32 protein-coding genes, 2 tRNA genes, 1 other RNA gene and 2 pseudogenes are annotated in these 26,834 nt (G+C 33.3%); 18 read left to right on the forward strand and 19 right to left on the reverse strand.

Annotated elements, in window-relative coordinates; translation table 11 throughout:
- The first annotated feature begins 308 nt into the window (after positions 1-308).
- The 4 genes from MJ631_RS05620 (at position 309) to MJ631_RS05635 (ending at position 2,173) form a co-directional block, all read left to right on the forward strand.
- Positions 309-668: a hypothetical protein gene (locus MJ631_RS05620; RefSeq protein WP_262986262.1), complete on the forward strand. Its 360-nt coding sequence runs from the start codon at positions 309-311 to the stop codon at positions 666-668.
- A complete protein-coding gene (locus MJ631_RS05625; RefSeq protein WP_214303136.1) occupies positions 665-1,456 on the forward strand; it encodes a M61 family metallopeptidase in 792 nt (263 codons plus the stop codon). Before MJ631_RS05620 ends, MJ631_RS05625 begins: the two co-directional genes overlap by 4 nt.
- 65 nt (positions 1,457-1,521) lie before the next feature.
- Positions 1,522-1,776 carry a hypothetical protein gene (locus MJ631_RS05630; RefSeq protein WP_019236861.1) on the forward strand — a complete coding sequence of 85 codons (255 nt, stop codon included), beginning with the start codon at positions 1,522-1,524 and terminating at the stop codon, positions 1,774-1,776.
- A 223-nt stretch (positions 1,777-1,999) separates the two neighbouring features.
- The gene (locus tag MJ631_RS05635; RefSeq protein WP_179943622.1) at positions 2,000-2,173 is read left to right on the forward strand and encodes a hypothetical protein; all 174 of its coding nucleotides are present in this window, start codon (positions 2,000-2,002) and stop codon (positions 2,171-2,173) included.
- Between the two features lie 141 nt (positions 2,174-2,314).
- Here MJ631_RS05635 and MJ631_RS05640 read toward each other — a convergent pair.
- A tRNA-Thr gene (locus tag MJ631_RS05640) sits at positions 2,315-2,387 on the reverse strand.
- 128 nt (positions 2,388-2,515) lie between these two features.
- Here MJ631_RS05640 and mutM point away from each other — a divergent pair.
- Positions 2,516-3,331, forward strand: coding sequence for a bifunctional DNA-formamidopyrimidine glycosylase/DNA-(apurinic or apyrimidinic site) lyase (mutM, locus tag MJ631_RS05645; RefSeq protein ID WP_149168767.1), 816 nt, complete (start codon positions 2,516-2,518; stop codon positions 3,329-3,331).
- A 15-nt stretch (positions 3,332-3,346) separates the two neighbouring features.
- Positions 3,347-3,940, forward strand: coding sequence for a pyridoxamine 5'-phosphate oxidase (gene pdxH / locus MJ631_RS05650; protein WP_214303135.1), 594 nt, complete (start codon positions 3,347-3,349; stop codon positions 3,938-3,940).
- Positions 3,941-4,046: 106 nt separating this feature from the next.
- On the opposite strand, the gene MJ631_RS05655 is transcribed toward pdxH, so the two are convergent.
- From MJ631_RS05655 to trmD, 4 genes and pseudogenes are all read right to left on the reverse strand, one after another.
- The gene (locus tag MJ631_RS05655) at positions 4,047-4,844 is read right to left on the reverse strand and encodes a phosphoribosylformylglycinamidine synthase subunit PurQ (RefSeq protein ID WP_019236865.1); all 798 of its coding nucleotides are present in this window, start codon (positions 4,842-4,844) and stop codon (positions 4,047-4,049) included.
- Positions 4,841-6,094 (reverse strand): PstA family ABC transporter permease, encoded by a 1,254-nt coding sequence (locus tag MJ631_RS05660; RefSeq protein WP_007302279.1) that lies wholly within the window; start codon positions 6,092-6,094, stop codon positions 4,841-4,843. The genes MJ631_RS05655 and MJ631_RS05660 overlap by 4 nt, the downstream gene beginning before the upstream one ends.
- A 251-nt stretch (positions 6,095-6,345) precedes the next feature.
- A pseudogene (gene rplS / locus MJ631_RS05665) lies at positions 6,346-6,724 on the reverse strand (50S ribosomal protein L19).
- Entirely contained in the window at positions 6,721-7,419 is a 699-nt protein-coding gene (trmD, locus tag MJ631_RS05670) for a tRNA (guanosine(37)-N1)-methyltransferase TrmD (protein WP_262986264.1), read from the reverse strand. Before trmD ends, rplS begins: the two are co-directional and overlap by 4 nt.
- A 65-nt stretch (positions 7,420-7,484) precedes the next feature.
- Here trmD and purC point away from each other — a divergent pair, with 65 nt between their 5' ends.
- Positions 7,485-8,207 carry a phosphoribosylaminoimidazolesuccinocarboxamide synthase gene (gene purC / locus MJ631_RS05675; protein WP_007302276.1) on the forward strand — a complete coding sequence of 241 codons (723 nt, stop codon included), beginning with the start codon at positions 7,485-7,487 and terminating at the stop codon, positions 8,205-8,207.
- On the opposite strand, the gene purM is transcribed toward purC, so the two are convergent.
- The gene (purM, locus tag MJ631_RS05680) at positions 8,204-9,241 is read right to left on the reverse strand and encodes a phosphoribosylformylglycinamidine cyclo-ligase (protein WP_007302275.1); all 1,038 of its coding nucleotides are present in this window, start codon (positions 9,239-9,241) and stop codon (positions 8,204-8,206) included. The genes purC and purM overlap by 4 nt on opposite strands.
- Before the next feature lie 137 nt (positions 9,242-9,378).
- Between purM and MJ631_RS05685 the strand changes: the two genes are divergently transcribed.
- The 3 genes from MJ631_RS05685 to virB9 all read left to right on the forward strand — a co-directional run bounded on the left by MJ631_RS05685 (position 9,379) and on the right by virB9 (position 11,118).
- Positions 9,379-9,654, forward strand: coding sequence for a hypothetical protein (locus tag MJ631_RS05685; protein WP_012481935.1), 276 nt, complete (start codon positions 9,379-9,381; stop codon positions 9,652-9,654).
- On the forward strand, positions 9,639-10,004 hold the full coding sequence (locus MJ631_RS05690) for a histidine phosphotransferase family protein (protein WP_125855783.1): 366 nt from the start codon (positions 9,639-9,641) through the stop codon (positions 10,002-10,004). The genes MJ631_RS05685 and MJ631_RS05690 overlap by 16 nt, the downstream gene beginning before the upstream one ends.
- 328 nt (positions 10,005-10,332) lie before the next feature.
- Positions 10,333-11,118, forward strand: coding sequence for a P-type conjugative transfer protein VirB9 (gene virB9, locus MJ631_RS05695; protein WP_007302273.1), 786 nt, complete (start codon positions 10,333-10,335; stop codon positions 11,116-11,118).
- A gap of 7 nt (positions 11,119-11,125) precedes the next feature.
- Here the strand turns inward: virB9 and MJ631_RS05700 are convergent, their stop codons facing one another.
- Both MJ631_RS05700 and mraY read right to left on the reverse strand, forming a co-directional pair.
- Positions 11,126-11,719 (reverse strand): ribonuclease HII, encoded by a 594-nt coding sequence (locus MJ631_RS05700; RefSeq protein WP_007302272.1) that lies wholly within the window; start codon positions 11,717-11,719, stop codon positions 11,126-11,128.
- A gap of 5 nt (positions 11,720-11,724) precedes the next feature.
- Positions 11,725-12,705 (reverse strand): phospho-N-acetylmuramoyl-pentapeptide-transferase, encoded by a 981-nt coding sequence (gene mraY / locus MJ631_RS05705; protein WP_007302271.1) that lies wholly within the window; start codon positions 12,703-12,705, stop codon positions 11,725-11,727.
- Between the two features lie 157 nt (positions 12,706-12,862).
- Here mraY and MJ631_RS05710 point away from each other — a divergent pair, with 157 nt between their 5' ends.
- Both MJ631_RS05710 and MJ631_RS05715 read left to right on the forward strand, forming a co-directional pair.
- A complete protein-coding gene (locus tag MJ631_RS05710; protein ID WP_007302270.1) occupies positions 12,863-13,852 on the forward strand; it encodes a hypothetical protein in 990 nt (329 codons plus the stop codon).
- 60 nt (positions 13,853-13,912) lie between these two features.
- Positions 13,913-14,476: a DNA-3-methyladenine glycosylase gene (locus MJ631_RS05715; protein ID WP_214303133.1), complete on the forward strand. Its 564-nt coding sequence runs from the start codon at positions 13,913-13,915 to the stop codon at positions 14,474-14,476.
- Positions 14,477-14,676: 200 nt separating this feature from the next.
- Here MJ631_RS05715 and MJ631_RS05720 read toward each other — a convergent pair.
- Positions 14,677-14,904 (reverse strand): annotated as a pseudogene (locus tag MJ631_RS05720) (helix-turn-helix domain-containing protein); the annotation flags it as partial.
- A gap of 149 nt (positions 14,905-15,053) precedes the next feature.
- Complete coding sequence (locus MJ631_RS05725; protein ID WP_019236868.1) at positions 15,054-16,073, reverse strand: Mrp/NBP35 family ATP-binding protein; 1,020 nt, start codon at positions 16,071-16,073, stop codon at positions 15,054-15,056.
- A gap of 79 nt (positions 16,074-16,152) precedes the next feature.
- Between MJ631_RS05725 and MJ631_RS05730 the strand changes: the two genes are divergently transcribed.
- Complete coding sequence (locus MJ631_RS05730; RefSeq protein WP_262986266.1) at positions 16,153-16,368, forward strand: hypothetical protein; 216 nt, start codon at positions 16,153-16,155, stop codon at positions 16,366-16,368.
- Between the two features lie 25 nt (positions 16,369-16,393).
- Positions 16,394-17,806 (forward strand): IS4-like element ISWosp2 family transposase, encoded by a 1,413-nt coding sequence (locus tag MJ631_RS05735; protein ID WP_214303148.1) that lies wholly within the window; start codon positions 16,394-16,396, stop codon positions 17,804-17,806.
- Here MJ631_RS05735 and MJ631_RS05740 read toward each other — a convergent pair.
- A complete protein-coding gene (locus MJ631_RS05740) occupies positions 17,727-18,425 on the reverse strand; it encodes an O-methyltransferase (protein ID WP_262986267.1) in 699 nt (232 codons plus the stop codon). The two genes, MJ631_RS05735 and MJ631_RS05740, sit on opposite strands and share 80 nt — an antisense overlap.
- Positions 18,426-18,676: 251 nt before the next feature.
- Here MJ631_RS05740 and MJ631_RS05745 point away from each other — a divergent pair, with 251 nt between their 5' ends.
- On the forward strand, positions 18,677-18,955 hold the full coding sequence (locus tag MJ631_RS05745; RefSeq protein WP_007302334.1) for a DUF2671 domain-containing protein: 279 nt from the start codon (positions 18,677-18,679) through the stop codon (positions 18,953-18,955).
- A 28-nt stretch (positions 18,956-18,983) separates the two neighbouring features.
- Here the strand turns inward: MJ631_RS05745 and MJ631_RS05750 are convergent, their stop codons facing one another.
- The 3 genes from MJ631_RS05750 to ssrS form a co-directional block, all read right to left on the reverse strand.
- Positions 18,984-19,676: a thioredoxin domain-containing protein gene (locus MJ631_RS05750; protein ID WP_007302335.1), complete on the reverse strand. Its 693-nt coding sequence runs from the start codon at positions 19,674-19,676 to the stop codon at positions 18,984-18,986.
- A 53-nt stretch (positions 19,677-19,729) separates the two neighbouring features.
- Complete coding sequence (locus MJ631_RS05755) at positions 19,730-20,191, reverse strand: type II toxin-antitoxin system RatA family toxin (RefSeq protein ID WP_006013504.1); 462 nt, start codon at positions 20,189-20,191, stop codon at positions 19,730-19,732.
- 17 nt (positions 20,192-20,208) lie between these two features.
- A non-coding RNA gene (gene ssrS, locus MJ631_RS05760) (6S RNA) lies at positions 20,209-20,370 on the reverse strand.
- A 117-nt stretch (positions 20,371-20,487) separates the two neighbouring features.
- On the opposite strand from ssrS, the gene MJ631_RS05765 reads away from it, so the two are divergent.
- Complete coding sequence (locus MJ631_RS05765; protein WP_007302336.1) at positions 20,488-21,072, forward strand: MlaC/ttg2D family ABC transporter substrate-binding protein; 585 nt, start codon at positions 20,488-20,490, stop codon at positions 21,070-21,072.
- Positions 21,069-22,379 (forward strand): bifunctional folylpolyglutamate synthase/dihydrofolate synthase, encoded by a 1,311-nt coding sequence (locus MJ631_RS05770; protein ID WP_012481955.1) that lies wholly within the window; start codon positions 21,069-21,071, stop codon positions 22,377-22,379. The genes MJ631_RS05765 and MJ631_RS05770 overlap by 4 nt, the downstream gene beginning before the upstream one ends.
- Before the next feature lie 5 nt (positions 22,380-22,384).
- Here the strand turns inward: MJ631_RS05770 and MJ631_RS05775 are convergent, their stop codons facing one another.
- The 3 genes from MJ631_RS05775 to MJ631_RS05785 form a co-directional block, all read right to left on the reverse strand.
- Positions 22,385-22,771, reverse strand: a complete 387-nt coding sequence (locus MJ631_RS05775) for a hypothetical protein (protein WP_007302338.1) — start codon at positions 22,769-22,771, stop codon at positions 22,385-22,387.
- A 351-nt stretch (positions 22,772-23,122) separates the two neighbouring features.
- On the reverse strand, positions 23,123-23,596 hold the full coding sequence (locus MJ631_RS05780) for a hypothetical protein (RefSeq protein ID WP_007302339.1): 474 nt from the start codon (positions 23,594-23,596) through the stop codon (positions 23,123-23,125).
- A 59-nt stretch (positions 23,597-23,655) separates the two neighbouring features.
- Positions 23,656-23,740: transfer RNA gene (locus MJ631_RS05785), tRNA-Leu, on the reverse strand.
- A 62-nt stretch (positions 23,741-23,802) separates the two neighbouring features.
- Here MJ631_RS05785 and tldD point away from each other — a divergent pair.
- Positions 23,803-25,233, forward strand: a complete 1,431-nt coding sequence (tldD, locus tag MJ631_RS05790) for a metalloprotease TldD (RefSeq protein ID WP_007302340.1) — start codon at positions 23,803-23,805, stop codon at positions 25,231-25,233.
- A gap of 450 nt (positions 25,234-25,683) precedes the next feature.
- On the opposite strand, the gene MJ631_RS05795 is transcribed toward tldD, so the two are convergent.
- Together MJ631_RS05795 and petA are read right to left on the reverse strand one after the other, a co-directional pair.
- The gene (locus tag MJ631_RS05795) at positions 25,684-25,842 is read right to left on the reverse strand and encodes a hypothetical protein (RefSeq protein ID WP_019078626.1); all 159 of its coding nucleotides are present in this window, start codon (positions 25,840-25,842) and stop codon (positions 25,684-25,686) included.
- A 366-nt stretch (positions 25,843-26,208) separates the two neighbouring features.
- A complete protein-coding gene (petA, locus tag MJ631_RS05800; protein WP_006014178.1) occupies positions 26,209-26,808 on the reverse strand; it encodes a ubiquinol-cytochrome c reductase iron-sulfur subunit in 600 nt (199 codons plus the stop codon).
- Positions 26,809-26,834: the final 26 nt, after the last annotated feature.

A 26,834-nucleotide genomic window follows, 5' to 3' on the forward strand; every position in this document is an offset into this window, starting at 1 on the left:
AAAGAAACTTATAGTTATTCTTAGTGTTATTACTGTAGTAACAGCGCTATGATGATAAGAATATACAATCCTTTGTAACTTTCTTCTCAGTCTTTATTATAAGGTGTTCAATAATATGGGAAGAGTAAAGTTTTAAAGAGATAATTAAAATTATCCTTATCACCTACTTAGCAATAAATTATATTTGCTTAATCGTAATTACTTACACTTCTCAATGTCCTGTTTTATTTATGGCAAACATTAAGCTTAAAAATGTACACAGTCTATTAAATTATATTATTTGTTTTTTCCTTATATACATTCAGTATATGCATTCTGCTATTGCTTTAGGTAACTCTTCATCACATTTAAAAAACTTACCTAATTTTTTACCTTTTAGAAAACCTTTTGATAATATAGAAAAAATTATTAGAACTGACAATTTTAGAAGTTTTGATCTTGATAAAAGAAATAAGCTTTATACCAATGCTCATAATAGTATCAGTTTTGTAAATATTATTAATAAAATTATCTTAGCTCAAGATAACTTATTCATACTAGAAAGTAAGCCGTATAATATAGTACTTGTTGATAATCCCAATCTTATTAGAACTACAGGTGCTGCAGGAAAGGACTATGTAATTATTGAGGGAAGCTTAAAAAAAATATCAAAGATTATACTAGAGTGATATCACATGAATTAATTCATAGATACATAGGGCGTATAATAGAGCAAGATGAGGATGAGGAAAATGAAGTAAAATATAAGTGGTTTTTTGAAGGATTTACGGAATTTTATGGAGTGAAAACCTTACTTGACACGAAATTTATTAATAAAGATGAGTACTTAAAAATAATTAATATTACTTTAAAAGAGTATTTTAATTCTTTAATACCTAATATTGATTTCGAAAAAACAAATCAAAAGCATTTACTTGATCAAAACATAAGCATGTTGAGTTATAACAAAGGTTTTATTCTTGCAATGATAATAGATGAGAAATTAAATGAGGTTAGTAATGGAAGGTATAACTTATTGACTACTATAAATAATATAATAAGTGAAATAACTTCAAAGAAAGTTAATTTTAATGTTGACTTATTTGCAAGTCATTTAAAACATTACTTACCAGAGTACCTTATAAAAGACATCATAGCCTCTATAAGAGATTCTAGCATACTTCTCAAATTACTACCCAGCAGATTACTAAATAAAAATTTAACTTTCCAAGATACTGATAAGTATAGTGATATATGCTTTAACTTAACCAGAAGTCTAGAGCTACAAAAGATACGTGGGGTTAAATTAGGTGGTGATTGCCATAATATGGGACTCAAGGATGGTCAAGAACTAAAGTGTTATAGTATTGACTTTAATAGTGGTAATATTAAGTTAAAAGTCCTTGAAAACAAGATACCGAAAGTTATACATTTGAAAGCCAACAAAATAACGAGTAGCACTCCAATATATAAATAGCTCAAATAAATGCTTGACAAAAGCTATAGTAAACCTAGACTTTGCTATTTTAAGGCAAAATAATTATGGTAAACAATAAAGAAAAACAAGTGGATTTATTATTAGAGCTTCTTAGCGCTAATATCGGTCAAGTTAGTAGTAGTGTCATACTTAAAAGAATAGAAAAGCTTTCAGATAATTTTCATGGTAGAAATAATCACAATAGCCATTGTCAGTTTGATAGAGATGGTGGAGGGCATGGTAATATATGCTGGGCAGATAAGATAAAAGAAGACCTGACTGAGAACTATCATAAAAAGGATAGAGAAATTTCTATATAACTTTTCATTAGAGCTATTTTACGGTAATTATTCAAGAGTTGAAGGATTTGGCAAAAGAAGTCCTTTTGTATTACCGTTAATATGTGTTTCCAATAATGGTAATCTCGGCCCACTAGATGATTTGAGAACATGTGTCCCTCATAAGTTTGTTGAATATAACATAAGCAATACTAGTTGGGCTAAGTTCTCATCAGATAAATTTTTTAATAACTTTTTGAGTGATATGGAAAACAGGCCTGACGATTGTAAGCAGTGTTGTTATGAAAATATTTGTGGTGGGGGAAGTTATGGTAACAGGTTTAACCCTGCCAACGTAAGTTTTAATAATCCTTCAGTATATTGTGAGGGATTTTTGGCAAAGGATTATACAATTTCTTTTAATGCATGGATTTTCTAAAGAAAAATTACGGCAGGTATTATTGAATAGTAATACTGAAAAAGCAGCTTAATGGTAGTGTATAAAAGGTATTTACTAGACGTTTTTCTATAATCTAATTAGCATCTAGAGGATTGACTTTATGAATATCGTCCTCTAAACTGCCGTTACCAAGATTCGAACTTGGGACCTCGTCATTACCAATGACGTACTCTACCACCTGAGCTACAACGGCAAGTTCACGTATTATGATAATGAATAACATGAAAAAAAATAAGGAAAAAGAAGAAGAGAGAAAAAGATTGGCAAAAGCTTTAAAGCAAAATATTCTAAAAAGAAAAAAACAGCAACAGAGTAGACAAGATGCCAGAACTCCCAGAAGTGGAAGTCATCTCTAACTTCTTATTTGATAAAATCAAAAATAAGAAAATAAGCAATGTTACAGTCAATAATTGGAATTTGCGTGTACCAATAACAAAAAATATTGATGATTTGCTAAAGGGCAAAGTTATAAATGATATCAAGCGTAGAGGTAAATATATAATCTCGAATATAGATGCTAGTATGGCTGTAATCATACACCTTGGCATGAGCGGAAAGCTTATATATGTTGAAGACAATCAAGCACAGAACAAACATGATCATGTGATATTCTTATTTTCTGACAACACTTCACTAATCTTTAATGACCCAAGAAGGTTTGGATTAGTGATTGTTTTAAACAGAGAGCAAGAACTAAATTTTTTTAATAACCTAGGAATAGAACCCCTCACAGATGAATTTAATGGAAATTATTTACAGAAGTTGCTACAGAGCAGAAAAGCAAATATCAAATCAGTATTAATGAATAATAAGCTAATAGTTGGCGTAGGTAACATATATGCTTCTGAGAGCTTATTTAGAGCTCGCATATCACCACTTAGGCTAGCACAAGATTTAACATATATAGAGTGCGAAAAACTTGCTATCGAAATAAAAAATACTCTGAGTGATGCAATTGCTGCTGGTGGTTCAACACTGAAAGATTATGCACAGCCATCTGGATCTGCTGGATACTTTCAAAATAACTTTTACGTATATGGTAAAGTGCAAAAACCTTGCAGAATCTGCAACAATATCATAACACTTATACGACAAAATGGTCGTAGCACTTATTTTTGCAATGCATGTCAGAATTAAATTTTATTTTTGCATATGACACTCTTACCTGAAAAAGATCCTTTTGATTTGTTTTCAAAGTGGTATCAAGAAGTACTTAATTCTCCGTGTAAGGAGCCAACTGCAATGACGCTAGCAACGTGTAGCAAAGACTGCATTCCATCTGCAAGAGTGGTATTACTAAAGGAATATAGTAAAGAAGGTTTTGTGTTCTTTACTAACGTAAACAGTAGAAAAGGAAAAGAATTGACTGAGAACCCCAAAGCTGCACTCGTATTTCATTGGACAGAATTTTCTAGACAAGTACGAATTGAAGGAGAAGTTAGGCTTCTAAGCGGCAAAAAGGCTGACGAATATTTCTCCTCTCGAGCACGCGATAGTCAAATTAGCGCGTGGTGCTCAAAACAATCAAGAGTTCTGAAAAATTGGCAAGATTTTGAGCAGGCTATAGAATTGAAAGAGAAAGAATTTCACAATACACAAGTTTCTCGTCCTGACTTTTGGGTGGGATTTTGCGTAATCCCAAAGGTAATTGAATTTTGGCAAGAAGGTGAATATAGGAGACACACTAGATTTAGATATACTCTTGTTGAGAAAAGCAATTGGAAAGTGGAACAATTATATCCCTAACGTTAGAGAAAGCTACTCTGCAGATCAAAAATAAAGATTTATTGTCATCCTGATCAAGTAACTTTTTATGGTTTAAAAACTTGTTGTATGTAATGTATTGTAATACTTACGCAAAATATTTTAGTGCATTCTCAAATATGAGCATTCCATCACCATATTTTGGCATAGCCACTCCTGAACGTTTACATTTTTCTTTTTCAAGAGGCCAGTTGTCCTGCTGAGTAAAAAATATTCCTCTCTCTGGGTGAGGCATTAAAGCTAAAACTCTACCACTTTTGTCTGACAAAGCTGCCAGGTCGTATATAGATCCGTTTGGATTGTAAGGAAATTGTAAATTTGCATAGTCACCATTTTCATCAACGTAACGCAGTGCAACGGAATTATTTTCAATCAATTGATTCAAAGTATCTTGATCCATAAAAAATTTGCCTTCCCCATGAGCAATAGGGAGATATAGTTCACTCAGGCCCCGTAGCCAAACAGAATTACTCTGCGGATTAACTCTCACTCTAATCCAACGACATTGGTAATTACCTATATCATTAGAGGTTAAAGCTAGATTAGAGAATTCTGGAACTAACTTTACTAATATCTGGCAACCATTACATATCCCTATAATAAGCTTATCCTGAGATAAGAAATTTTGAAATTCGTCTAACAAGTTGTTTTTTATACGCAAAGCAAACGCATTACCAGCACCAGTGTCATCACCATAGGAAAAACCTCCTGGAATTGCAAGTATATTGCTTAATTTCAGTTCACTTGGATTATCTATAATATCATTAATGTGAACGATTTTTACTTCAATATTATTAATACCAAGCTTTCTGCTACATTCCATAAATGCAAATGCAGTTTCTTTTTCGCAATTTAAGCCATAACCAGATAGGATTGTAATTTTCATGAATCAAAAAACTCGAACTTTCTTTTTACAAAATTTGCTATTAAATTCAAAGCAAATAGCATTAACAATAAAGCTATAATTGCAATGGCAGCAAGCTCAATAAATGCAATTTCAGGACTACTTGACCATATGTATATTTGTACAGGTAAAACAGTTGCCGGATCGAAGAAGGATGTAGGTGTATCAGCAATAAATGCTACCATGCCTATCATAAGTAAAGGGGAAGATTCGCCTAAAATCCTTGCAATTGCAAGCACTGCACCATGTATTATCCGTGGCAACGCAATCGGTAAAGAGTGATCCAATATCACCTTGATGTGAGGTGCACCTAGCGCAAACGCTGCATCTTTTATTGCAATAGGAACGTTTGTAAAGGCATTTTTTGTTGCAATAATAATATTAGGCAGCATCATAAATGAAAGAGTCATCCCGCCAACAAGCGGTGAAGAACGGGGTAAACCAAATATGCCCAAGTAGAGAGTCAGTCCTACCACACCAAATATTATCGAAGGCACTGCAGCAAGGTTATTCATGCTAATTTCTACAATACTGGTTATTAGCCTATTTCTAGGCATAAATTCATAAAGACAGATACCTGACATAATTCCTATTGGCAATGCCAACGCTAAGCATACTATAATTGTCATTAATGAACCGATAAATGCCCCTAAAATCCCTGCATTCTCAGGCTCACAAGAATCAGACTTAAGAAACAGAGACTTATTAAAAAATTTTCTTACTCTTCCCTTCTCTTTTAACCAATCAAGTAATTTAGCATAATGATCATTCAAATGTTTATATTTATTTATTGAATTAATTATACTTGACGCGGTAAACCAGATCTCATATTCACCACTATCTTTTACTTTCTTATGAAAAAATTTCTCTAGTTCTTTGTAAGAATTACGACTTAAAATTTCGTCACCGTCTTTAAAATCAGTTCCTTCAAACACCTTACGTAAAGAATTGTTGAGTAAGCCAATGGACTTATATCGTAAATCACCAGGATTATTAGTTAAAATAAGATCAGCATTTATTTCAACTGGTAATAAAATTTTCGTTACTGTTAAAGCACTGTAAGAGTTAACTAATATACTTAGTAATATACATATAGGACACCCAATTGAGACAATCAGTGCTGTAAAAGAGCAAAAGCATAAAATGTTGTTCTTTTTATTTTTTCTTTTTACACGAGCATGTACGCGCTTAGATTGAAGTAACTTAAGAAAGTTTTTCTTTATTATACCCATTTACTTTTCTTTACATGAGGATTTGAAAAGACTTTCCCCTTTTTCCAGTGCTTGACACTGAGATCTAACAGGCTTTGCCTGCAAATAATTTTTATATTTTCCATGAAAGCACAAACCAAAAGGAGAATCTGGATCCCAGTGTCAAACATTGGGATGACACCACAGCAGGAGGGAAAGTAGTTGTGCGCCACACACTGGGATAATAAGAGAGAGTTTTGAGATGATACAATTGACATCACTCCCTATTGTATCTACTTAGATTTTTTTTTAACATTAAGTAGTACGTTCTTTGATCCTTGCAGCTTTCCCAAATAGCTTGCACAGATAATATAATTTTGCTCTACGGACCTTTCCCTTTCTCATCACTTGTACTGAAATTAATGCAGGAGAGTAAACAAAAAATTGTGATACTATACTTTCTCCATGACTTACCTTTCTAACTGAAAAAGAAGAGTGTAATCCACGATTTCTTTTTGATATACATACGCCCTCAAATATCTGTATACGCTCACCCGTACTATCAACTACCTTAAAAGTGACCTTCAAATCATCGCCAGGACAAAAAGCTGGCATCTCTTTGGCTAACCTTTGTATTTGTTGTTCGTTAAATTTTTCAAGTAAGTTTGTCATTTATCATCTCCATTCAACAATTCAGGTCGACGTTCCTTTGTTCTAACATATGACTGTTCCCTTCTCCAATCACTTATTTTTCTGTGATTGCCAGACAACAGAACCTCAGGAACTTTGTACCTACTCCACTGCTCAGGTCTAGTATATTGAGGATATTCAAGCATACCACCACTATAACTAAAACTTTCTTCAGCAACGCTATCGAAATTATTTACTACACCTGGAAGAAGCCTAATACATGCATCAAGAACCACCATCGCAGCTGGCTCACCTCCCGAAAGTATATAATCTCCAATACTTAACTCATAAGGAGTATACACATCAATTACTCTTTGGTCAACACCTTCAAATCGACCACACAATATTGTTACATGAGGAATTTCTGTTAACTCCTTCGCAATTCTCTGATTAAATTTTGTACCAGATGGAGTCATATAAATAAATCTAGTATTTTTATGAGCAGAAAGCACATTATCAACTGCATTACCAATCACATCTGGGCGCATAACCATCCCTGCTCCACCTCCATATGGAACATCATCCACAGTTGAATGTTTATCTTTAGCAAAAGAACGAATATTTACTATTTCAAGATTCCATATTTTTTTTTCCAACGCTCTTCCAGCAAGAGAATAGTTCAAAAATCCGGGGAACATTTCTGGAAATATGGTTAATATTGTAACACTAAACGTCATTAGCAAATTTGTAGTAAACTAAGCAGCAATTTGATATTATCTTATAGTATACAGCTAAATTAATCATGTCACTGAATAAAACGATATACGAAGGTAAAGCCAAAGTCATTATTGAAACTGAAGACTCATCAACTGTTATACAGTACTTTAAAGATGATGTTACAGCGTTCAACAAGGAAAAATATGAAATTATTGAGGGCAAAGGAATAATTAATAATCATGTTAGTGCTTTTATCATGGAAAAGCTTGAAGAAGCAGGAATTAGCACGCACTTTATAAACACTCTAAACGAAAGAGAACAGCTAGTCAAAAAGCTCAAGATAATACCTCTTGAGGTAGTGGTTAGAAACATTGCAGCTGGCAGCTTTTGCAAACGTTTTAATATCAAAGAAGGTGAGGCACTTACATCTCCTATAATCGAGTTTTTTTACAAAAATGATGACCTAGCCGACCCAATGGTGAATGAAAATCACATATTATATTTTGGTTGGTTATCCCATAAAGAAATGGAAGAAGTTAAAACTACAACTTTAAAGATCAACAAAATCTTAGTCGACCTATTTTCAAATGCAAATATATATTTAGTTGATCTCAAGTTAGAATTTGGCAAATTGATAAACAACAGCACTAAAATCATTTTAGCCGATGAAATCAGCCCTGATAATTGTAGGCTATGGGATAAAAATACTCATAAAAAGCTAGACAAAGATGTTTTCCGTTTAAATCTAGGAAACTTAAAGGAAGCATACTCAGAAGTTGCAAAAAGACTGTCGGTAAAGTTAGACTAACTAAATACTACTCTATCAAGTGGAGGCTGACATGCTTCATCAAGTTTTCCAATAATCTCAATTTTTTCTCCACGCTTTTGGAAATGGCTTTCCACATCCTTCATATTATCGGGATCTACAATCAGTACTATACCTATGCCGCAATTAAATGTTTTTAACATTTCTCTCTTTTCTATTTTGCCTTCTTCTTTCAGCCATAAAAATATATCTGGCCATTTCCAAGAATTAATATTTATGTCTACAAATAAATTTCCTGAGAGAATTCTTGGAATATTGTCTATTAACCCGCCACCTGTTATATGCGCAATGCCTTTTACCTTTGGCATAATAGGCAACAAAGAATCAACATATATCTTTGTTGGCTTAAGTAATATTTCACCCCAAGATTTATTATTCCATGGAGATATATCATTATAATTTATATCTAAGCTTTTAAAAATATGGCGCACCAAAGAAAATCCATTTGAGTGAATTCCATTTGATTCTAAACCAACTACACAGTCACCTGCTTTCATTATACTACAATTTGGAAGAATTTGCTTTCGATCAACAACACCAACCACAAACCCTGCAAGGTCATAGTGATTGTTACCATACATTCCAGGCATTTCTGCAGTTTCTCCACCAACTAATGCTATTTTAGATTCCTTGCACCCTTCTGCAATGCCCTGGATTACAGACAATAAAACGTTTTTGTTTAAAACGCCTGTTGCAAAGTAATCAAGGAAAAATAAAGGTGTTGCTCCTTGTGCAAGTAGATCATTTACACACATTGCAACTAAGTCTATACCTATAGTATCATGCTTATTCACCTCTTGAGCTATTAATAGTTTTGTGCCCACTCCATCAGTTGAGGAAACAAGTACTGGATGGTCGTATTTCTTACTCAGCGAAGAAAAGTCAAACAATGCAGAAAATGATCCTACTTCACTAATTACTTCTTCTCCTTTAGTCTTTTCAATAATAGGTTTAACTTTTTTTATTAGTTCATTATATAGTTTAAGGTCTATTCCAGATTTAGCATAAGTATTCATAACGCCTTCACAAATCTTATAATTATTAATACTACATTAATGCTTTGACACAAAAAGCGCAACGAAACTTTCTCTTAAATTGACTACTACATGCCTACCAATATAGGGTTAACTTAAATCATTTATACTTTTATCCGATGAATAAAAACATAATGTTAATAACAGAGTGCCTATCAGGACGAATTCTTCATGATTTTGCTAGTTCTATGCAAGGAATAGTGGGTGGATTGGAAGAGCTTGAAGAAAACAACCCTAATATGCAAAACGAAGCATTGTCATTGCTTAAAGAAAGCTCCGATGATTTAATATATAAATATAAAGTTATGAAGCAAGCGTATTCTCATTCATCAGATAATTGCAGCTTTGTTAAGACTAAGTCCAATATAGAAAATTATTTATTAAAAAAAAAGTAAAGCTTCAGTGGAGAGTAAGTGAATGTCCTACAGAAAACTTAATTGAAAAAATAAATAAGATAATTTCCAATATGGTGATAACTATAATCAGTGCAGTGGCACAAATTGAATTAGTGTCTATTTTACTGACTAAAACAGAAGATAAAACACTACTCACTATAAAAGTAGTAAATGAACATAAATCAATAAGTACATTATTAGTGAGCAAATTAACAAAAAAAAATGATATTCGTTTGGATACAAAAGACATTATTATCTATATGACTTCTTTACTGTTAGAACAGTATAACACTAAAATCAATTGCACTTGTGAAAGTAATTCACTGAATATAGGCTTAACTATAACTTGAGATGGCTTCATATTTCATAAAAGGGAATCGATACTATAAATTTGAATCTTGGATAAGGAAAGGAAAAATTTTGTGGAGTAACTTAGACATAAAATCTGTAGTTAATTTCTTTGCAGGGAGTGTTAAATAAACTGTGTCAAACCGAGAAGTAAAAATAAAATAGAAACAAAAAATGGAGGTTTGACACAGTTTATTTAACACTCCCCTTTTTCCTGCAGTAATGAATTATTATGAAGCTTGCATTTTCTGTCGCTTACTACTGGGATAGCTTAACAGTTGCAGTACATGTCTATCAATGATAAAATGAAGATCAGTTTATTTTGATACTATGATTAGGGTACTCTTTGTTGCACTATTATTTTTTTGTGGTGGTTATGCACTTGCAAAACAGGAACCAAGACCAATAGCTGGTGATAACCACATAAAGGTAATGAATTATAATCCACAGGCTATACATAAGTACACGGGCTTTTATGGTTATCAATCCAGCATATTGTTTGAGCCAGGGGAGGTAATAGAGAGTCTTTCAATGGGTGATGCAACCGGTTGGCAACTCCTTCCTCAAGGTAATAGATTATTTATTAAGCCTATAGATGATATTGCCGATACTAATGCAACTATAATTACCAACAAAAGAGTTTATTATTTCGAGTTTCATGCTGAAGAAGCAAACGGGCTAGATGATCCAAGGTTAGCATATGAAGTAAGGTTTCTTTATCCACTGTTCAACAGTGATGAAATTTATTCAACGAGTAACGGTGATATTCTAGAGCAAGCTAGTCATACCACTATCCCTGATATAAGTGATATTGAGGTTATAAAGAAAGGCTTGAATTTTAACTATTCCATCTCGCACGTTAAAGGCAGTCAATCAATAATACCAATTAAGGTTTTTGATGACGGAAAATTTACATATCTACAATTTAATAAAATAAACTCTGATTTCCCGGCAGTTTTTATGGTTGATTCTGCAGGATATGAATCCTTGATAAATTTTCGTACAGTTGATGACTACCTGATAATTGAAAGAGTAAGCTCGGTATTTACCTTAAGAAACGGATCAAGCACAGTCTGCCTGTTTAATGAAAACATACCTTTCAAAAAAGGTAAGTGATTAAAGGCTATAGTATTCTTATAGGTGCAAAATTCTTTCTATGGTGCTTCGTAATTCCATGAAGGCCAATAGCGCTGAGGTGTTCTTTTGTTCCATATCCCTTATTTTTATACCAATTATATTGAGGATGTTTATTATGCAATTCTTCCATAAGCCGATCTCTTGTAACTTTTGCAACGATTGAAGCAGCTGCGATTGATATACTTAAGCTATCACCATTCACTATAGATTTTACTTGCCATTTTACTTCAGGTGGTTGATTACCATCAACTAGCACATAATCTAGTTCTAGATTCAAGTTTGCCAACGCACGTTTCATTGAAAGCTTTGTTGCTTGCAAAATATTGTATGAGTTTATTTCTTCTACGCTTGCCATTCCTATACCAAATTTTGCAACAGACGTTATTTTTTCGTATAGAACTTGCCTACACTTAGGGGTTAGCTTTTTTGAGTCGTTTATTCCATCAATAACCGTATCTCTATCAGTAAATATTACAGCTGCAGATATCACTGGACCGGCAAGCGGACCTCTTCCAACTTCATCTACTCCTGCTATAATTCCTGATAATGTATTTTCTAATGAAAAGTCTGGATATTTCATAATTCCTATAATAAGAAAGTTAAAGCAAAAATCGAACAAGCAATAGAAATTATCCAAAATTTTATAACTATTGTATTTTCTGACCACCCTTTCTTTTCAAAGTGATGATGTATTGGTGTCATAAGGAAAATTCTTCTTCCTGCTCCATATCTAAATTTTGTATATTTAAAATATGATACCTGAATAATCACAGATAAAGTCTCTATTACAAAGATTATTCCAATAACGGCAAAAAGCATTTCTTTTTTAATTAGAACACTAGTGAGTCCTAAAGCTGCACCGATTGATAGGCTTCCAACATCACCCATAAATATTTTTGCTGGATGTGTGTTAAACCACAAGAAACTTAAAATAGCTCCTATAAATGCAATGCAGAATAAAGTAATGTTTACATCTGTCTGAGTGATGTATGCAATTAGCCCCAAAAAAGCAAAGGAAGTAATGGCTTGAGTTGCAGCAAGGCCATCTAGGCCATCTGTAAGATTCACAGCATTAGAAGAGCCAACAATAACAAATGCAGCAAACGGAAGATATAGATAGCCAAGGTCGATTGCTACTTCTCTAAATAGAGAAATTTTTGTAAAACCTTCAGCAGATTGTAGCTTAAGTATAAACATACAGACCAGAGTAACGACAAACTGAATAAGTATTTTGGTTTTTGCACTTAAACCTCGGTGGTGATTTGTCTTCAATTTTAAATAGTCATCAATAAATCCAAGTAGAGCAAAAAATAGAGTTATAAATACCAGCAATGAAATTTCTGGTGTTAATTGAGTCCAAAGCAGGATTGGTAATAAAGCAGAAGTTAGTATTATTATTCCACCCATAGGTGGTATATTCTTTTTTGTTATTAAATGACTTTCTGGTCCATATGATCTGATTGGTTGTCCATCTTTACTTATCTTTTTTAGAAGTTTTATAAAATAGGGAAAGAGAATAAACCCAAAAATAAATGAGATAAAAAACGTCTTTGTAGCTGAGATCACCTGCCTATTCAAAATTAACTAGATATTATACCAAAAGCTTTACCTAATCTCAATTTATACCTTTTTATCAGCTTATTTTATTTGGAGTAAATTTAGTTATTGATTAGTTATAGCAAAGTTTGCATACTGATATTTAGTTAATGGTAAGAGGTGGCATATGTTAGATTATATTAAAAAGCTTTTGTGGGCTAATACAGTACCTGATAATGAGAGTCGAGTTAAAAGTTCTTACACGCATATAGTAGAGAAACCTTCTTTTGGTGATGCAGCTTCAAAGTTGAGTAAGGAAGAAAGGTCAGAAGAGCATCTTGTTCTTCTAAAAGGTAAAGGCAATAGCTCTGGTACAACTGTAACAGAAGGATCGTCTAGTATTCAGAATGCAGTATCAGGCAAGGACAAGCGTGGATATATCAAATTAGACAGTGATGAAGAATGGGATAAATTCTTTGAGTTACAGAATGATTCTGACACTAATATTACGAACAAAGAACCTTTTTCTCCGAAGAAAGGAGAATCTCACTATCATGGTAAAGAGATTGTAGGCAAGATTGCTGACCAAATTAAGGCAGAGATATCGAAGGTATATACCATAGAGTCCATAATGATAAAAGAAGGCAAAAGGGAAGGTAATATTGTTTATCCTACCGTAAGAGTTGTGCTACATGCCAATAAAGAAGGAGTAGATATAGCTAAACTTCTAGGCGGTAGTATATGTAAAGAGTATGGTGTAAGAACAATTACATTTTGTCATCCTAATCAAGAAAAAAAGAGAGGGGCATGTTGCTATATTAATAATGATAGTGATAATGAGGAAAGAGTTTATGAAATAATTAGTGGGTTATATGAAATGACTTTAAAGTGGTATGTTGATGGAAGAGAATGCAAAATTAAAGTTAACATTGATGGTAATAATGGTGTAACTCTCCTTGAAGGCAACGGTGTTACTGCAGAGCAGTTGCGTGCAAATAAAGAAGTCAAAATAGGTAAGAGACGTGAACCAAAATCTTTATATGAAGCGTTAGTACCGCAATTGCAACAAAAGAGCTCTGAATCAGTCAAGGTTTTACAGCAGCCTTCAACAGATGTAACAAATGTGACAACAACACCAACTTCTACTTCTCAGAGATGTAGGTATCCTCTTATCTAAATAAGGAAAAGCGAAAATAGTATGAGTTGCTTGCAAATGTAAGTAACTTGTACTTCTATGATGAATAACACAATATTACCAAGAAATTTCTATGAACGGCCAACTTTAACCGTAGCTGGGGAGCTGCTAGGGAAGATGCTGAAATTTTCTAATTTTAGTGGAATAATAACTGAAGTTGAAGCGTATATAGGAATGGATGATCCAGCTTGTCATGCAGCAAGAGGCTATACTAATCGAACCTCAGTAATGTTTGGTACGCCAGGGTTTTCGTACGTATATTTTATATATGGAATGTACTATTGTCTAAATATTGTAACAGAAGCAGAAGGATTCCCAGCAGCAGTGTTAATACGAGGATTAAAGCTCACTGAACCGCTTGAAGCAAATTTAGGCGGGCCAGGCATACTGTGCAAAAAATTAAACATTACAAAAGAACATAATAAACAAGACCTTACTATAAGTCATGAATTTTGTCTCTATGAATATCACCTCAAACCAGATTATGTGTGCACTCCAAGAATCGGAATTAGTAAAGGCAAGGAGAAATTTTGGCGATTTAAAAGTTGCGTTTTAGCAGAAATGCCTAAAATCACACTCAACAATAAATATAGACCTCCTGCATAAACTAGATAAAAAGGCAAATAGCCTTTTATGTTTACCAACAATAGACTTCTTGGATAACCTAAGGATATTTTTTGATCTTCTATGGGGGAGTTGAACATTCCCTTTTTATAAAACTTTTGCATACTCCTATTTAACTTTAATAGCTCTTTATCTTTCTGAAATCTGGATGTTTTATCAATGCATCTTCTATTCAGCCGTTAGCAAGAACTTTCACTTATTCCATAGCTTTGCACTATATGGAAATATGTACGGTATTTACACAAATATTCGAGTGCTATTAATAAATATATTTGGTTTTCCTCCTCTTGCCTTTTTCTTGGCCTCTTCCTCTATTAAAATTTCTATTATTTTTCCAATGTTTTTCTTTTTACTCCTCTTAGTCTTCGAAGCTTCTCTTCATCAAGTTTACTTACCTGCTCAAAATTTATACCTTCCCTAATATTGCTTCTACTACTTGTTTCTTAAGTTATCCAAGAAGTCTATTGTCTGTTCAGATACGAGGTAGCTGCTGCCATTTGAAATATTTTATTCACCTAAAATTACATTCTACCTATTTTAAAAGTAGTTTAAAAAAACTTTATAGACTGCATACAAAAGACCTAACATCTTTAGCAATGCCTTCATAAATCCTTACTAAATCCTCACTTAGTATTGAAGGATTTCCACAATCAGAAGCACTACATATTTGCGGATCTAGAGGAACTCTGCTCAAGAGTTTGACTCCCAGCTCTTCAGACATTTTTTTTGCACCACCTTTTCCAAATATGTGTATTTTTGAATTATCTTGAACAAAATAGCTCATATTTTCCACAATGCCGATAATTGGCACGCTGAGCTTTGTGAACATATCATAAATTTTTTGTGCATCGATTAAAGCAAGCTCCTGTGGAGTTGAAACTATTATTGCTCCAGTTAAACTAAAATTCTCCATCAGACTTAAATGTACATCGCCAGTGCCAGGCGGTGTATCAATGATTAAATATTCTATATCAGACCACCTTGTTCCCATTAGCAAATTGTAAAGTGCTTTTGTGATCATAGGTCCACGCCATATTACTGCGCGGTCCTTATCAATAAAATAGCCAATTGAAATAGTATAGAGACCATGTTTCTCTATAGGCATTGCTTTACCACTCTGTATTTCTGGTTTTAATTTCTCAGTGCCCAACATTTTAGGAATCGAAGGACCATATATATCTGCATCAACTAGCGCAACTTTATGTTTTAATTCTGCTAACGAAAGAGCTAGATTTAGTGCAACTGTCGACTTACCCACACCTCCTTTACCAGAAGCAACGACAATTATATTTTTCACTCCTTCGATATGAAGTTTAGCTTTTTGTTGCCTAGCTTGTTTTTGACCAGTAGCAACTACAGTAACCTTTCCTACTCCCGGTATCGCCTTAACAGCTTGCTCACAATTTTTTCTTAATTCTTCATTTGGCTCAGTAACTTCAAGAGCAAAAGCAACATCTTTACCCTTAATAACAATTGAGGATACTACACCAACATTCTTACCACTTTTCTTCTCTATAACCTTTTTTAGGCTCTCTCTTACGATTTCCTCATTAACCTGTGTAAAATTTTTCCAGAACATATGATGAAATTTTTTCTATTGGTGTATACTAACATAGAATAATTAAACTGCACTGACTTTAAAGCGAGGTTACAAGAATATGCTAAATGATAACAACTTAACACAAGCACAACGAAATTTGCATTTTAAGTTGAAAAAGGTAATATCAAATGGTGGGGGAATTAGTAATATCTTGAAAGTAGCCTCAGAGAATGACTTACTAAAAGTTCTTACAATAGGATATACTACACGATTTCCAAGCTTACTATTACCCACAAATATAAATGGACATAAAAATAAAGTATTACAACATTAAAGTTTGCAAACATTGAGGGTAAAAAATGGCAAACAGGAATAATGAATGGGCTGAAAATGAATTTGGAGATGCTGTACTTGGAGATAAAAGGTTAACTGACCGATTAGTAAATATTGCTGATAGTTTTACAAGTTTACCTGAAAGCTCAATCAATCAGGCGTGTGGAAGTTGGTCAGAAGCAAAAGCAGCATATCGTTTTTTTCAAAATGAGAACGTGAAAGAAGGCGATATTCTAGCTTCACACGTTGCTAAAACAGTTGAAAGAACAAAAGCCCATAAAAAAATTTTTGTGATCCAAGATACAAGTTATATTTCATACACAGACCATGAAAAAACAAGTGGATTGGGAGTTATTACAAGAAAACATAGTCAAGGTATTATAATGCATACAGCTCTAGCTGTTAGTATAGAAGGTTTGGTACTAGGGATACTAGATCAAAAAATTTATTCAAGACCTGAAGAATCTGAAAACATAAAAAAAAAGAACAATGACAGTATCCGCATTGAAGATAAAGAGAGTATAAAATGGTTAGAAACTTTAAGCAACACAAACAACATTATTGATTCAACTCAAACTGAGACTATAACTATATGCGATAGAGAAGCAGATATATATGAGTTTTTTGAGCTTGCATATAATCTTAATTCGGCAGTGTTAGTTAGAGCTTCCAAAGATAGGGCAGTAAATAGAAAATCTCGATATCCTGAAAAAGGTGAGCAGAAGTTATGGGAATTTATTAAATCCTCTCATTGTGCAGGTACGGTAAAAGTTGAAGTTCCTGCAAAAGATAATAAGCCAAAAAGAACAGCACATTTGGAAGTTAGATTCGGAAAGTTTATTATGCATCCATCTAAGAATAGTATTAGGCATAAGACAGAAGAATTACTTAAATTACCACACTATGCAGTTTACGTTGTTGAAAAAGACTTTCCTTCTGAAACAAATCCGCTAGAGTGGATGCTTTTAACAAATCTTCCAGTCAATACCTTTGATGAAGCTGTTGAAAAAGTTAGGTGGTATTGTCTTAGATGGAAAATAGAAATATTACATAAAATTTTAAAATCTGGTCTCAAAGTTGAAGAATGTAGGCTTGGAACAGCAGAAAGGTTGATGCGATATTTAACAGTAATGAGTATTATTGCTTGGAGAATTTTCTTTATTACAACAATTGCAAGAACTGATCCAACATTACCGTGTACTACCTTATTAGCCGAAGAAGAATGGAAAGTTCTATATGTAAAAATACATAGAAAACCATGTTCAAATGCAACTCCTACTATAAAAGAAGCTGTTTCATGGATTGCTCAACTTGGAGGACATTTGGCTAGAAAAAATGATCTAGAACCAGGCCCCATTACTATTTGGAAAGGATGGAGACGTCTCTTTGATCTAGCAGAAGGATGGCGACTTGCTCACGAACTTTATATTTGTGGGTAATAGTAAGAGTAGGAATCAATATGGAGAAATATTTTTTTTCATCTGACAATCTATCGTTAAACTCTCTCATAGCATGCCATGACTTTTCTGATACTTCTTTTGGAGGAGATTCTAAAAATACTGTATCAAATAATAGAGTGTTATCTGCAACGATTAGCCCATCTTGTTTAATGTATGACTCTGCCCAATCTAAATACTTAGGATAACTACTTTTGTCAGCATCGATGAATATCATGTCAAATGGTGCCTTTGCTGATAATTCATTAATTTTTTCCAGTGCATCACCTTCTATTAGAGTAATTTTATCACTTAGATTAAAAGCACTAAAATTTTTTTTTGCTATTCTTGAGTGTTGAGGATTATTTTCTATTGTATATATATGACCATCTTTCGGTAAAGCTTTTACCATACAAATTGACGAATAACCATATAAAGTGCCAATTTCAACTATGCTTTTAACTTTATGGATTTTGATAAATAAATTTAATAATTTTCCTTCTTCAGGAGTGATTTGAATACGTTGTTTCTTATCAAGAGTACAATGTTCTTCTATTTTTTTATACTCTTTTGCAAATAAGCTTCTTATGTACAACGATTTTCTGCTAAAGTTATGACGCATTAAGTTTTATAATATAAACTAAGGAGGTTTAATCTATATAAGATTTATAGATATAACAATAGAGTTAAGAATAATAAAAATTTTTATTTTAAGTTGTTATTTTATAAAGTAAAATTTTAAGTGACAAAGATTATTATATATTTTACTATGGTTAACTAGTATAATAACCAATTGTTATACTAGAATTAAGGGATCGTTTATTTTACATCTCTCTTAAAATGTAATTTTTATAATCAATTAGAGGGGGTTATATGTCTTATAACATTGCTAACGAAGTTGAAACGTTAAGCAAGAAATCTAATAATAATGAAGGAGTGAAATTACTGCACAATCCAGCTTATCGCGAGAAGTACAAAGAACGCTTTAACGAAGCTCAGAAAAAAGTTATGGATATGGTCCAATTTTATGATGGAACGATAGTATTAATAGAGAATAAAATTGCTATGTATTATTATGCTTGGCACAGTAAAAAAAGAGAGTTTGAGCGTAAAAAGCAACAAACAGTATCAAAAAATAATGATTCAGCATAGGGTTTTTATATGGTAAGCTACAGTGTTATTACTTCACTATAGCTTTTCCATATAACTCATCTATTACATTAGTGAAGTATTCCAGCTCTCTATACCCTTCATGTTTGATTTTACCATTCTCTACATATGATTTGTCATCGTTAATCTTGATGATGAATACAGGAGTAGCTGTGATATCAAGTTTATTAATTGCAAGTGATTTATCATTTATAATTTTGTCCATCATCTTTTTATCATTAATGCATTGGTTAAATACATCTTGCTTCAAATTGCTTAGTGCAGCAATTTTTTGTAGTATAGTTAAATCACTAAAATTAGAGTAGTTCCACGAGTCTATTGCATTAAACACAGCTTTGTTAAAATTAAAATAGTCTTCTTCTTTTTCATAGCAATAACTTAGCATTGCAGCTTTTAATCCTCTGTAATCTAGAGGAAAATGACGGAATATGTATAACATCTTACCTGTATCTATGTACTTTTCTTTGATTTTAGGAAAAACTTTCTTATGAAAAAGAGAACAGTGATAACAAGTGAGCGAAGCATATTCTATCATTAAAATTGGTGCTTTTGGATCACCTAATAATTTATCATCAGGCAGTAGTGACAGTAGTTCTTTTGATGTTATTTCATCAGTTTTTTGAGTGTTGGGTAAGTTTTGTTCAATAGCTGCATAAGAACTAACACTTATAAAAATAAGTAAGAACAATAATCTAAAAATCATTACAATGGAAATACTTAACTTATTAAAGAATTTATGCATTTATATAAATGATGTCAAGATAACTTTTTCTCGGCAACACTTTCTACTCTGTCTTTAAATGCAGCAATTATTTTACTTTGTGTGTATTTATAAACTGAGTTTAATAAGGCGGAAAACAAATTGGATTTAAATTCAAACTTTATATAGAACTCTACCATAGTTTTACTTTCATCTATAGGAGTGAATTTCCATTCGTTGTATAAATGTTTAAATATTCCATTTGACGACACAGCTTTTATCCAACTTTTATTTGCTCCATTTGGAGAAAGAAAGGTCACTTCTGATGTGTAACTTCCTTTAATGCCATGAAAAGCTGCAAGGAGGTCCACAATCATTTGGCTATCAGTTTTTTCTTTTATATAAACAGCTTTGCACCAAGGAACAAAATCAGGATACTTCTCAACGTCAATTACAACTTGAAATATCTCATGAGATGAACAGAAAAAAACACCTTGTTCTTTATATTGGTGTAACATAAACCTAAATAATGGAAAAGGGATCCATATCTACCGTCAGTCTTAGTAGATTCCTGAGACCTAAAGTTAAGGTGGGCATCACGTACTAATTTCAATGAAATTAACAGAGGCAATTCCCTTGATCAGAAATTATCGCTCGGGAAATTTAACTTAACTCATAACGCATAGCACAGACCCCTAAATTAATTATAGATTATTTATATAGAGTATGTCTATAGATATATTAAAACTAGCGATCATTATTTTGCCTTTGTTAAATTTTGCATTTTAAGTATCATAGCTAATAAATATATCTTATGAATCTTATTAAGTTCTTAACCATTTTTATTGTAATCTCCTCAAGTGCTTACGCGAATTGTATAGGGCACAAAACTTTTGTGCTTGCCATGAAGCAGCAAGTAGACAACACGTCTATGAAAGGGAATAGAAAAAATCTAGAACATGTACAAGAAGAACTTCTGAAAATTATTCAGAATAATGTTGACCTCAAAGGAATATCTCGATTTGTCATAGGGAAATATTGGAATTTATCTACTCAGAAAGAAAAAGAAGAGTTTCTAAAAGAATATGAAGTATATCTCGCGCGCTTGTGCGCTAAAATTTTGTATAAATACATAAATAATAGTGAAATGATCATAATGAGTACAAAAGCAGTTGACGATGAAACTTGTCTGATAGGAACAAGATTTTCTTATGGTGATGAGGAATTTACAAACATTGACTTTAAAGTGACTAAAAATGACAATTCTTTCTTAATAAACGATGTTGTAATGAGTGGGATAAGTATTGCTATTAATCAACGTTCTCAATTTAGTGAAAAAATCGACACGCACGGCATGGCAAGTGTAATAGATGAATTAAAACGTAACAATAATTTATGATATACATGCCTCATTGGCCTAAGCCGATTGGCAGTAGGCCAAAGGATTTTTCTCTTGATCGCATAAAAAGTTTTCTAAATAAACTGGGTAATCCCGAGAAAAAAATACCGCCAATAATTCACATAGCTGGCACTAATGGCAAAGGATCAACACTATCCTTTATAAGATATATAATGCAAGCAGCAGGGTATAAAGTTCATACGTACACTTCTCCACATTTAGTGAATTTTAATGAGAGAATAGTTGTTGCAGGCAATGATATCGATGATAGTGAATTACATAACTCACTGGAAGAATGCCGTATAGCAGTCGCAGAACAACCCATCACTCTATTTGAAGCCGCAACGACTGCAGCCTTCTTAGCTTTTTCTCGTCATAAAGCTGATATTACTTTAGTTGAAGTGGGTCTGGGTGGAAGGCTTGATGCAACAAATGTTATAGATAATCCGATTCTAACGATCATCACTTCCATTGCACTTGACCATACAGAATATCTTGGTCCTACCGTAGAAACCATAGCAGGTGAAAAGGCTGGAATAATGAAACCTAATGTTCCTTGCGTAATAGCACCACAAGAAAAATCTATAATGAACACGCTAGAACAACACGCAATAAACAAAAAATCTCCCTTATATAGAGGAGGATTTGAGTGGAATTGCGAAAAACAGAATAACAGGATGGTCTTTCAATCGACTATTCAATCAATAGAATTTTCTTTGCCATCTTTAAAAGGAGATCATCAAATAATCAATTCAGGAAACGCAATTGCAGCATGTAGCATTTTGAGTGGGAAGTATGGATTTAATATTGGAGAAGAGGACATTGCTTCAGGTTTACAGAGCACTTATTGGCCTGCGCGGCTAGAGTCTATAAAAGAAGGTAATTTAATTTCTTTATTACCAAAAGATTGGCAATTATTTCTAGATGGCGCGCACAACAATGATGGTGCCAGAGTGTTAGCTAAGTGGGTAAGAGACAATTTTGCTGAAGGTATCTATATGATCTTTGGTGTTACTCGTAACAGAAACGTCGCAGAGTTCTTAGAGCACTTAAAGCCATACATCAAACTACTATGCGCCGTTTGTGTTAAATCTGAACCTAAAGCAACAAGTACAGATTTAATTAGAGAAGGAGCTCATAATATAGGAATCAATGCTATCGAATGTGAATCAATCAGAGATGCTATATCAAATCACATACTAAAAGCTTCTATACAAAACGTCAAAACCATACTAATCTGTGGCTCGCTATTTTTAGCCAGAGATTTGAGTATGGAGAATAGCTATCAATTAATCCAAGAACAATAAATGCACTACACAACTTGCTCTCTTCCATGAGCGTGAACACTATCGGGATTTACAATGCTGCTTGGCTTTTCGGTTAATGCTCCTATAGGTACATTTTGTTCATCACCTCTTCCTTCAGTTTTTACAAGATTTACAACTTTTCTCTCGTAGATCTCACTTGCTAATTGTAATAATAAAGTACAACCTAGTACTATAGCAAATCCAATGAGTACTTTACTGTCTACGCAACTAGATTGGTACTGCAACACCAAACCTGCTATTAATAAAATAGGAGGAAGATAATTTGAAATTTGGGAAGTAAGAATTAGATATTTAAATGCTTTACTTTTGAACATTTCATCTATATAAATAGTACCTTCAAAAATAAACGTTAGTGCGGTTGTGTGTCCCACGCTGGCTCTCTAAAATTACTTTAGCTACAAATATTAAGAAATTTACTAAGTAAAAAAAGACAAAAGAACCCCCGTATAGCGAGTTTTAATAATTTAAATTGATAATGTACTAACAAGCGCGATTTGGCTGAATGTAGAAAAAATAAAAAAGACATGCAGCCGCTATAATTTTTATGTAATTTGCCAATAAATATTTGAGTTTTTTACTGAATTTTGCTGTTAAATCCGCGGAGATTAAAAACAAGGGTAAATACTCTTGCTATCATAGTAAGGGAGATGGCGTAATTTGTCAAGTTAAATAAGCTAAGTTATTAACATGTAATAATTAGGCAGCTATTGCAGATTGAATGTTCAAATGATCACTAACTTTGAGGTTTTGGTTTCATCTATTTGCGGCTGACTAATCATAGTTCGAATGAAATTGGTTGCCATAAAGGTACAACCTAGAATAAAAAAAGCAACGGAAATAAAGGGGATAATAGGAAATTCAAGAGGTAATATAGATGTAATTCCTCCTATTAAAAATGAAACGTTAGATGCAATGTCGAGGCAGATCTTCATTAATTTCTCTTGCCGAGAGGTATCGAGTTGCTTATTAAGGCCACACTGCCTAAAATGATCAGTTAATGACCATATATTTAAAGCAAGCGAAAGTGCACTTAGTATAGTGCTGACAATAGTAAAATACAAGCTTAAGGAAGAAATATTTAGGGCTAATGCTGCTATGTACCCACTCAAAGAAGCAATAGATAGTGCAGTAACCAAGCGTTTTGAATAAGTTCTTATTTTCTTTCTGTAAACAAGCTTTTTTTCTTCATAACTCATAAACTTAGTAGTAAATACATTATATCATAGCATTAATTGACTCAAAAATCAATACAGAGTGCCCGGGAGAAGACTTGAACTTCCACAACTTGAAAAGTTACTAGCACCTGAAGCTAGCGCGTCTACCAATTCCGCCACCCGGGCTTTTTGTGATTTACTATGTTAAAATTAAATAATATACTTAAACAATTTTTAGCTCAAAGGTAATGCCAAATCTAGATCAAATATTTTTTGCTCAGAACAATGTTAATATTAATAATGTATATAAAATAGTCAACAACGCTTTGAGCAATAGTGATGGTGGTGAGCTATTTTTAGAGTTTTGCCAATCAGAATCCCTGATTTTTGATGATAATATATTAAAACATATGGATTTAAATATCAGAAGAGGATTTGGTCTCAGGTCTTTTTGTGAAGATAGTACGTCTTTTGTTTGCTCTTCTGAGATTAGCGAAAAAGAAATTAGTAAAGCTGCTTCTATGGTAAAAAGTTCAGCATCTTTAAGCAAAACAAATTCAGTAAACTTAAATGAGGAGGCAAAAAGCCTGTATTCAAAGATTAATCCCATAAATGAAATGGATCTGAGCTCAAAAATTAAACTACTCAATGAGATTAATGAGTATGTAAGGTCGAAGAATAACTGCGTGAAGCAGGTAAAAATAACTCTAAATGGAGAATGGCAAGTTGTACAAATAATAAAAGATGATCACAGGTTAAGCGATATCAGGCCTTTGGTACGTTTTAATGTACTAGTCATCGTAGAGAAAAATGGCCGAGCAGAGAGAGGTTCTGCAGGGCACGGTGGAAGAGACTCTTATAGTAAATTTGTTTCTGAGAAGAAGTGGAAAAAAGTTGCAAACCAAGCGTTAGAACAAGCGCTAGTAAATCTTGAGGCAATTCCAGCTCCGGCTGGAGAGATGACAGTTGTTTTAGGTTCAGGTTGGCCAGGAATATTATTGCATGAAGCTGTAGGTCATGGACTTGAAGGTGATTTTAACCGTAAAGGAATCTCGGCATTTTCAAATTCTATGGGTAAACAAGTGGCAGCCAGTAACATTACTGTAATTGATGATGGAACTCTACCTAATTTGCGTGGTTCTATTAGCATAGACGATGAGGGTACTTTACCTGGCTATAATGTGCTTATAGAAGATGGAATTCTAAAAGGATATATGCAAGATCATATGAACGCTAAACTTATGGGTGTAAATCCAACTGGTAATGGTAGAAGAGAAAGTTACAAAGAAGTTACTATGCCACGCATGACAAACACCTATATGTTGGCAGGAAAATATGCACCAGAAGAAATAATATCCAGTGTAAAAAGAGGCCTATATGCAGTAAATTTTGGTGGTGGACAAGTTGATATAACATCAGGAAAATTTGTTTTCTCATCTTCAGAAGCTTACCTAATAGAAAATGGTAAAATTACACAGCCAGTGAAAGGAGCAACACTAATTGGTGATGGGCCAACAGTGCTAAAAAAAGTATCAATGATTGGTAATGATCTAAAGTTAGATCCTGGTGTTGGTACGTGCTCAAAAGACGGGCAAAATGTGCCTGTTGGAGTTGGTCAGCCAACACTCAAGGTCGATGCAATAACTGTTGGTGGAACTGAATATGTAGATAAGGGCTAAGCGAACTCAGCTCATGCTGTACAATTGTACAAATATTGTAACCATTATTCAAGTAGCTCATATAGATGCAAAAACTACTTAACAAATCTCTCTGCCTTCCTTGCCATAACGTGTATAACAATCTCACAAAAAATAATATCATAGAATTCAATAGGTGGTCTTTAAAAAATCCTTAAGGAAAGTAAAATCTGTTTAAATAGGCCGATATAGATGGTTTTACGATATAATAAAATTATTATAAACAAGAACTTATAAACTCTAGCAAATGAATTTGTGAGTTTAGTGGTGTTAGGAATACCTGGCTCTTTTATGTGGATTGACATTCTCAATAACCTGCTCTAGAGATAGATTATATAATTTTGACAAGGTTCTTGGCATGTGATATTTTTCTCGAATATAGGTAATGGCATAAATGACTTTATATCTATATCCAGCTCTAGGGGAAGATCTTCAATGTTTACGTCCATCCCTGACAAAGGATATTCTATGTCCATGTGCAGCTTTGGGGGATAGTTCTACTTTGAAGATTTCTTTCACTTTTACTATTGCGACTCCCAATTCCACTGAAATCACTCTTTCCCTTAATTCATATTGATATGGTGACTCCATTTATTCCCTCACTTTCAGCTTTTTCTTGCTTTACCATATCTCTTCCCCTCTTGTCTCTATCTTTATGTATTAAGCTATATAACTCAAAATCTTGATAAAATGCAGAAAAGTTTTTTTAATTTCAGCTCCATCCTCGAAGAGTTAGAAAATAACTTTAAGCAAGTTAGTCAGAATTTTTCTGACGCAAAGGAACAAGTTTTAAATTTAGCTGTCAACTCTGAAAATTTGGCAGGCAAGTTTCTTAATTATCACCCGAATATGTGCATAGTATAAAATTAGCTTGATAGACTTCAAGAGCTTTGCCTATGAAGTCAGTGTGCTTCTTGAAATGCAATATACTTTTATTACTTTAATTATGAAAATCCGTTAAGCCTTCTTGCCAATTACTACAATATTTTCACTTGGAAAAAAGTAGTCAGGTATAGCCATGTTCTTTGGTGCAGGACCGCCAATTACTCGGCCTGATGTGTCATAATATGAACCGTGACAAGGGCAGAACCAACCGTTGCCGTCTTTTGTAGCGTGATCAACTGGTACACATCCAAGATGGGTGCATATTCCAATCATAATTAACCATTCATCTTTTCCTTTGTATACTCTTTTTTCATCTGATTCAGGATCTCTCAAATTTTCTGCATTTATGGCTCTTGCAGCCTCAATCTCTTGTTTTGTGCGCTTGCGGATAAATACTGGCTTACCTTGCCATTTTACCTTTTTTCCTTGTCCTTCTTGAATATCAGATAGATTAACTTCAACCGTAGACATCGCTAAAACCTCAGCAGAAGGATTCATAGACTTAACCAATGGCCAAAGACCGCTTGCAGCTCCTATACCTGCCATGGCACACGTAGTTAATGTGATAAAATCTCTTCTACTCTTATTTTTGGCAAAATCTTTAACAAGAGATGTTTTTTTATTCTTCTCATTCGTCAATGATTTTTTATTTTTAGTTAACTTCTTATCCATCAATCTCTACTTGAACATAGACACAT

It is taken from the genome of Wolbachia endosymbiont of Oryzaephilus surinamensis (genome assembly GCF_025617515.1).
Classification (GTDB): domain Bacteria; phylum Pseudomonadota; class Alphaproteobacteria; order Rickettsiales; family Anaplasmataceae; genus Wolbachia.

Bases quoted from the DNA above. Each gene is read 5' to 3' on its own strand.
- pdxH (WP_214303135.1), top strand. From the start codon at position 3,347: ATGACACTCTTACCTGAAAAAGATCCTTTTGATTTGTTTTCAAAGTGG.
- MJ631_RS05740 (WP_262986267.1), bottom strand. From the start codon at position 18,425: ATGCGTCATAACTTTAGCAGAAAATCGTTGTACATAAGAAGCTTATTT.
- MJ631_RS05750 (WP_007302335.1), bottom strand. From the start codon at position 19,676: ATGATTTTTAGATTATTGTTCTTACTTATTTTTATAAGTGTTAGTTCT.
- petA (WP_006014178.1), bottom strand. From the start codon at position 26,808: ATGGATAAGAAGTTAACTAAAAATAAAAAATCATTGACGAATGAGAAG.
- MJ631_RS05795 (WP_019078626.1), bottom strand. From the start codon at position 25,842: ATGGAGTCACCATATCAATATGAATTAAGGGAAAGAGTGATTTCAGTG.
- MJ631_RS05620 (WP_262986262.1), top strand. From the start codon at position 309: ATGCATTCTGCTATTGCTTTAGGTAACTCTTCATCACATTTAAAAAAC.
- MJ631_RS05730 (WP_262986266.1), top strand. From the start codon at position 16,153: ATGCTAAATGATAACAACTTAACACAAGCACAACGAAATTTGCATTTT.
- MJ631_RS05660 (WP_007302279.1), bottom strand. From the start codon at position 6,094: ATGGGTATAATAAAGAAAAACTTTCTTAAGTTACTTCAATCTAAGCGC.
- MJ631_RS05755 (WP_006013504.1), bottom strand. From the start codon at position 20,191: ATGTTACACCAATATAAAGAACAAGGTGTTTTTTTCTGTTCATCTCAT.
- MJ631_RS05715 (WP_214303133.1), top strand. From the start codon at position 13,913: ATGAATAACACAATATTACCAAGAAATTTCTATGAACGGCCAACTTTA.
- MJ631_RS05735 (WP_214303148.1), top strand. From the start codon at position 16,394: ATGGCAAACAGGAATAATGAATGGGCTGAAAATGAATTTGGAGATGCT.
- mutM (WP_149168767.1), top strand. From the start codon at position 2,516: ATGCCAGAACTCCCAGAAGTGGAAGTCATCTCTAACTTCTTATTTGAT.
- MJ631_RS05635 (WP_179943622.1), top strand. From the start codon at position 2,000: ATGGAAAACAGGCCTGACGATTGTAAGCAGTGTTGTTATGAAAATATT.
- virB9 (WP_007302273.1), top strand. From the start codon at position 10,333: ATGATTAGGGTACTCTTTGTTGCACTATTATTTTTTTGTGGTGGTTAT.
- MJ631_RS05655 (WP_019236865.1), bottom strand. From the start codon at position 4,844: ATGAAAATTACAATCCTATCTGGTTATGGCTTAAATTGCGAAAAAGAA.
- MJ631_RS05780 (WP_007302339.1), bottom strand. From the start codon at position 23,596: ATGAGTTATGAAGAAAAAAAGCTTGTTTACAGAAAGAAAATAAGAACT.
- MJ631_RS05685 (WP_012481935.1), top strand. From the start codon at position 9,379: ATGAATAAAAACATAATGTTAATAACAGAGTGCCTATCAGGACGAATT.
- MJ631_RS05710 (WP_007302270.1), top strand. From the start codon at position 12,863: ATGTTAGATTATATTAAAAAGCTTTTGTGGGCTAATACAGTACCTGAT.
- MJ631_RS05770 (WP_012481955.1), top strand. From the start codon at position 21,069: ATGATATACATGCCTCATTGGCCTAAGCCGATTGGCAGTAGGCCAAAG.
- MJ631_RS05745 (WP_007302334.1), top strand. From the start codon at position 18,677: ATGTCTTATAACATTGCTAACGAAGTTGAAACGTTAAGCAAGAAATCT.
- tldD (WP_007302340.1), top strand. From the start codon at position 23,803: ATGCCAAATCTAGATCAAATATTTTTTGCTCAGAACAATGTTAATATT.
- purM (WP_007302275.1), bottom strand. From the start codon at position 9,241: ATGAATACTTATGCTAAATCTGGAATAGACCTTAAACTATATAATGAA.
- MJ631_RS05765 (WP_007302336.1), top strand. From the start codon at position 20,488: ATGAATCTTATTAAGTTCTTAACCATTTTTATTGTAATCTCCTCAAGT.
- MJ631_RS05630 (WP_019236861.1), top strand. From the start codon at position 1,522: ATGGTAAACAATAAAGAAAAACAAGTGGATTTATTATTAGAGCTTCTT.
- purC (WP_007302276.1), top strand. From the start codon at position 7,485: ATGTCACTGAATAAAACGATATACGAAGGTAAAGCCAAAGTCATTATT.
- MJ631_RS05700 (WP_007302272.1), bottom strand. From the start codon at position 11,719: ATGAAATATCCAGACTTTTCATTAGAAAATACATTATCAGGAATTATA.
- MJ631_RS05725 (WP_019236868.1), bottom strand. From the start codon at position 16,073: ATGTTCTGGAAAAATTTTACACAGGTTAATGAGGAAATCGTAAGAGAG.
- trmD (WP_262986264.1), bottom strand. From the start codon at position 7,419: ATGACGTTTAGTGTTACAATATTAACCATATTTCCAGAAATGTTCCCC.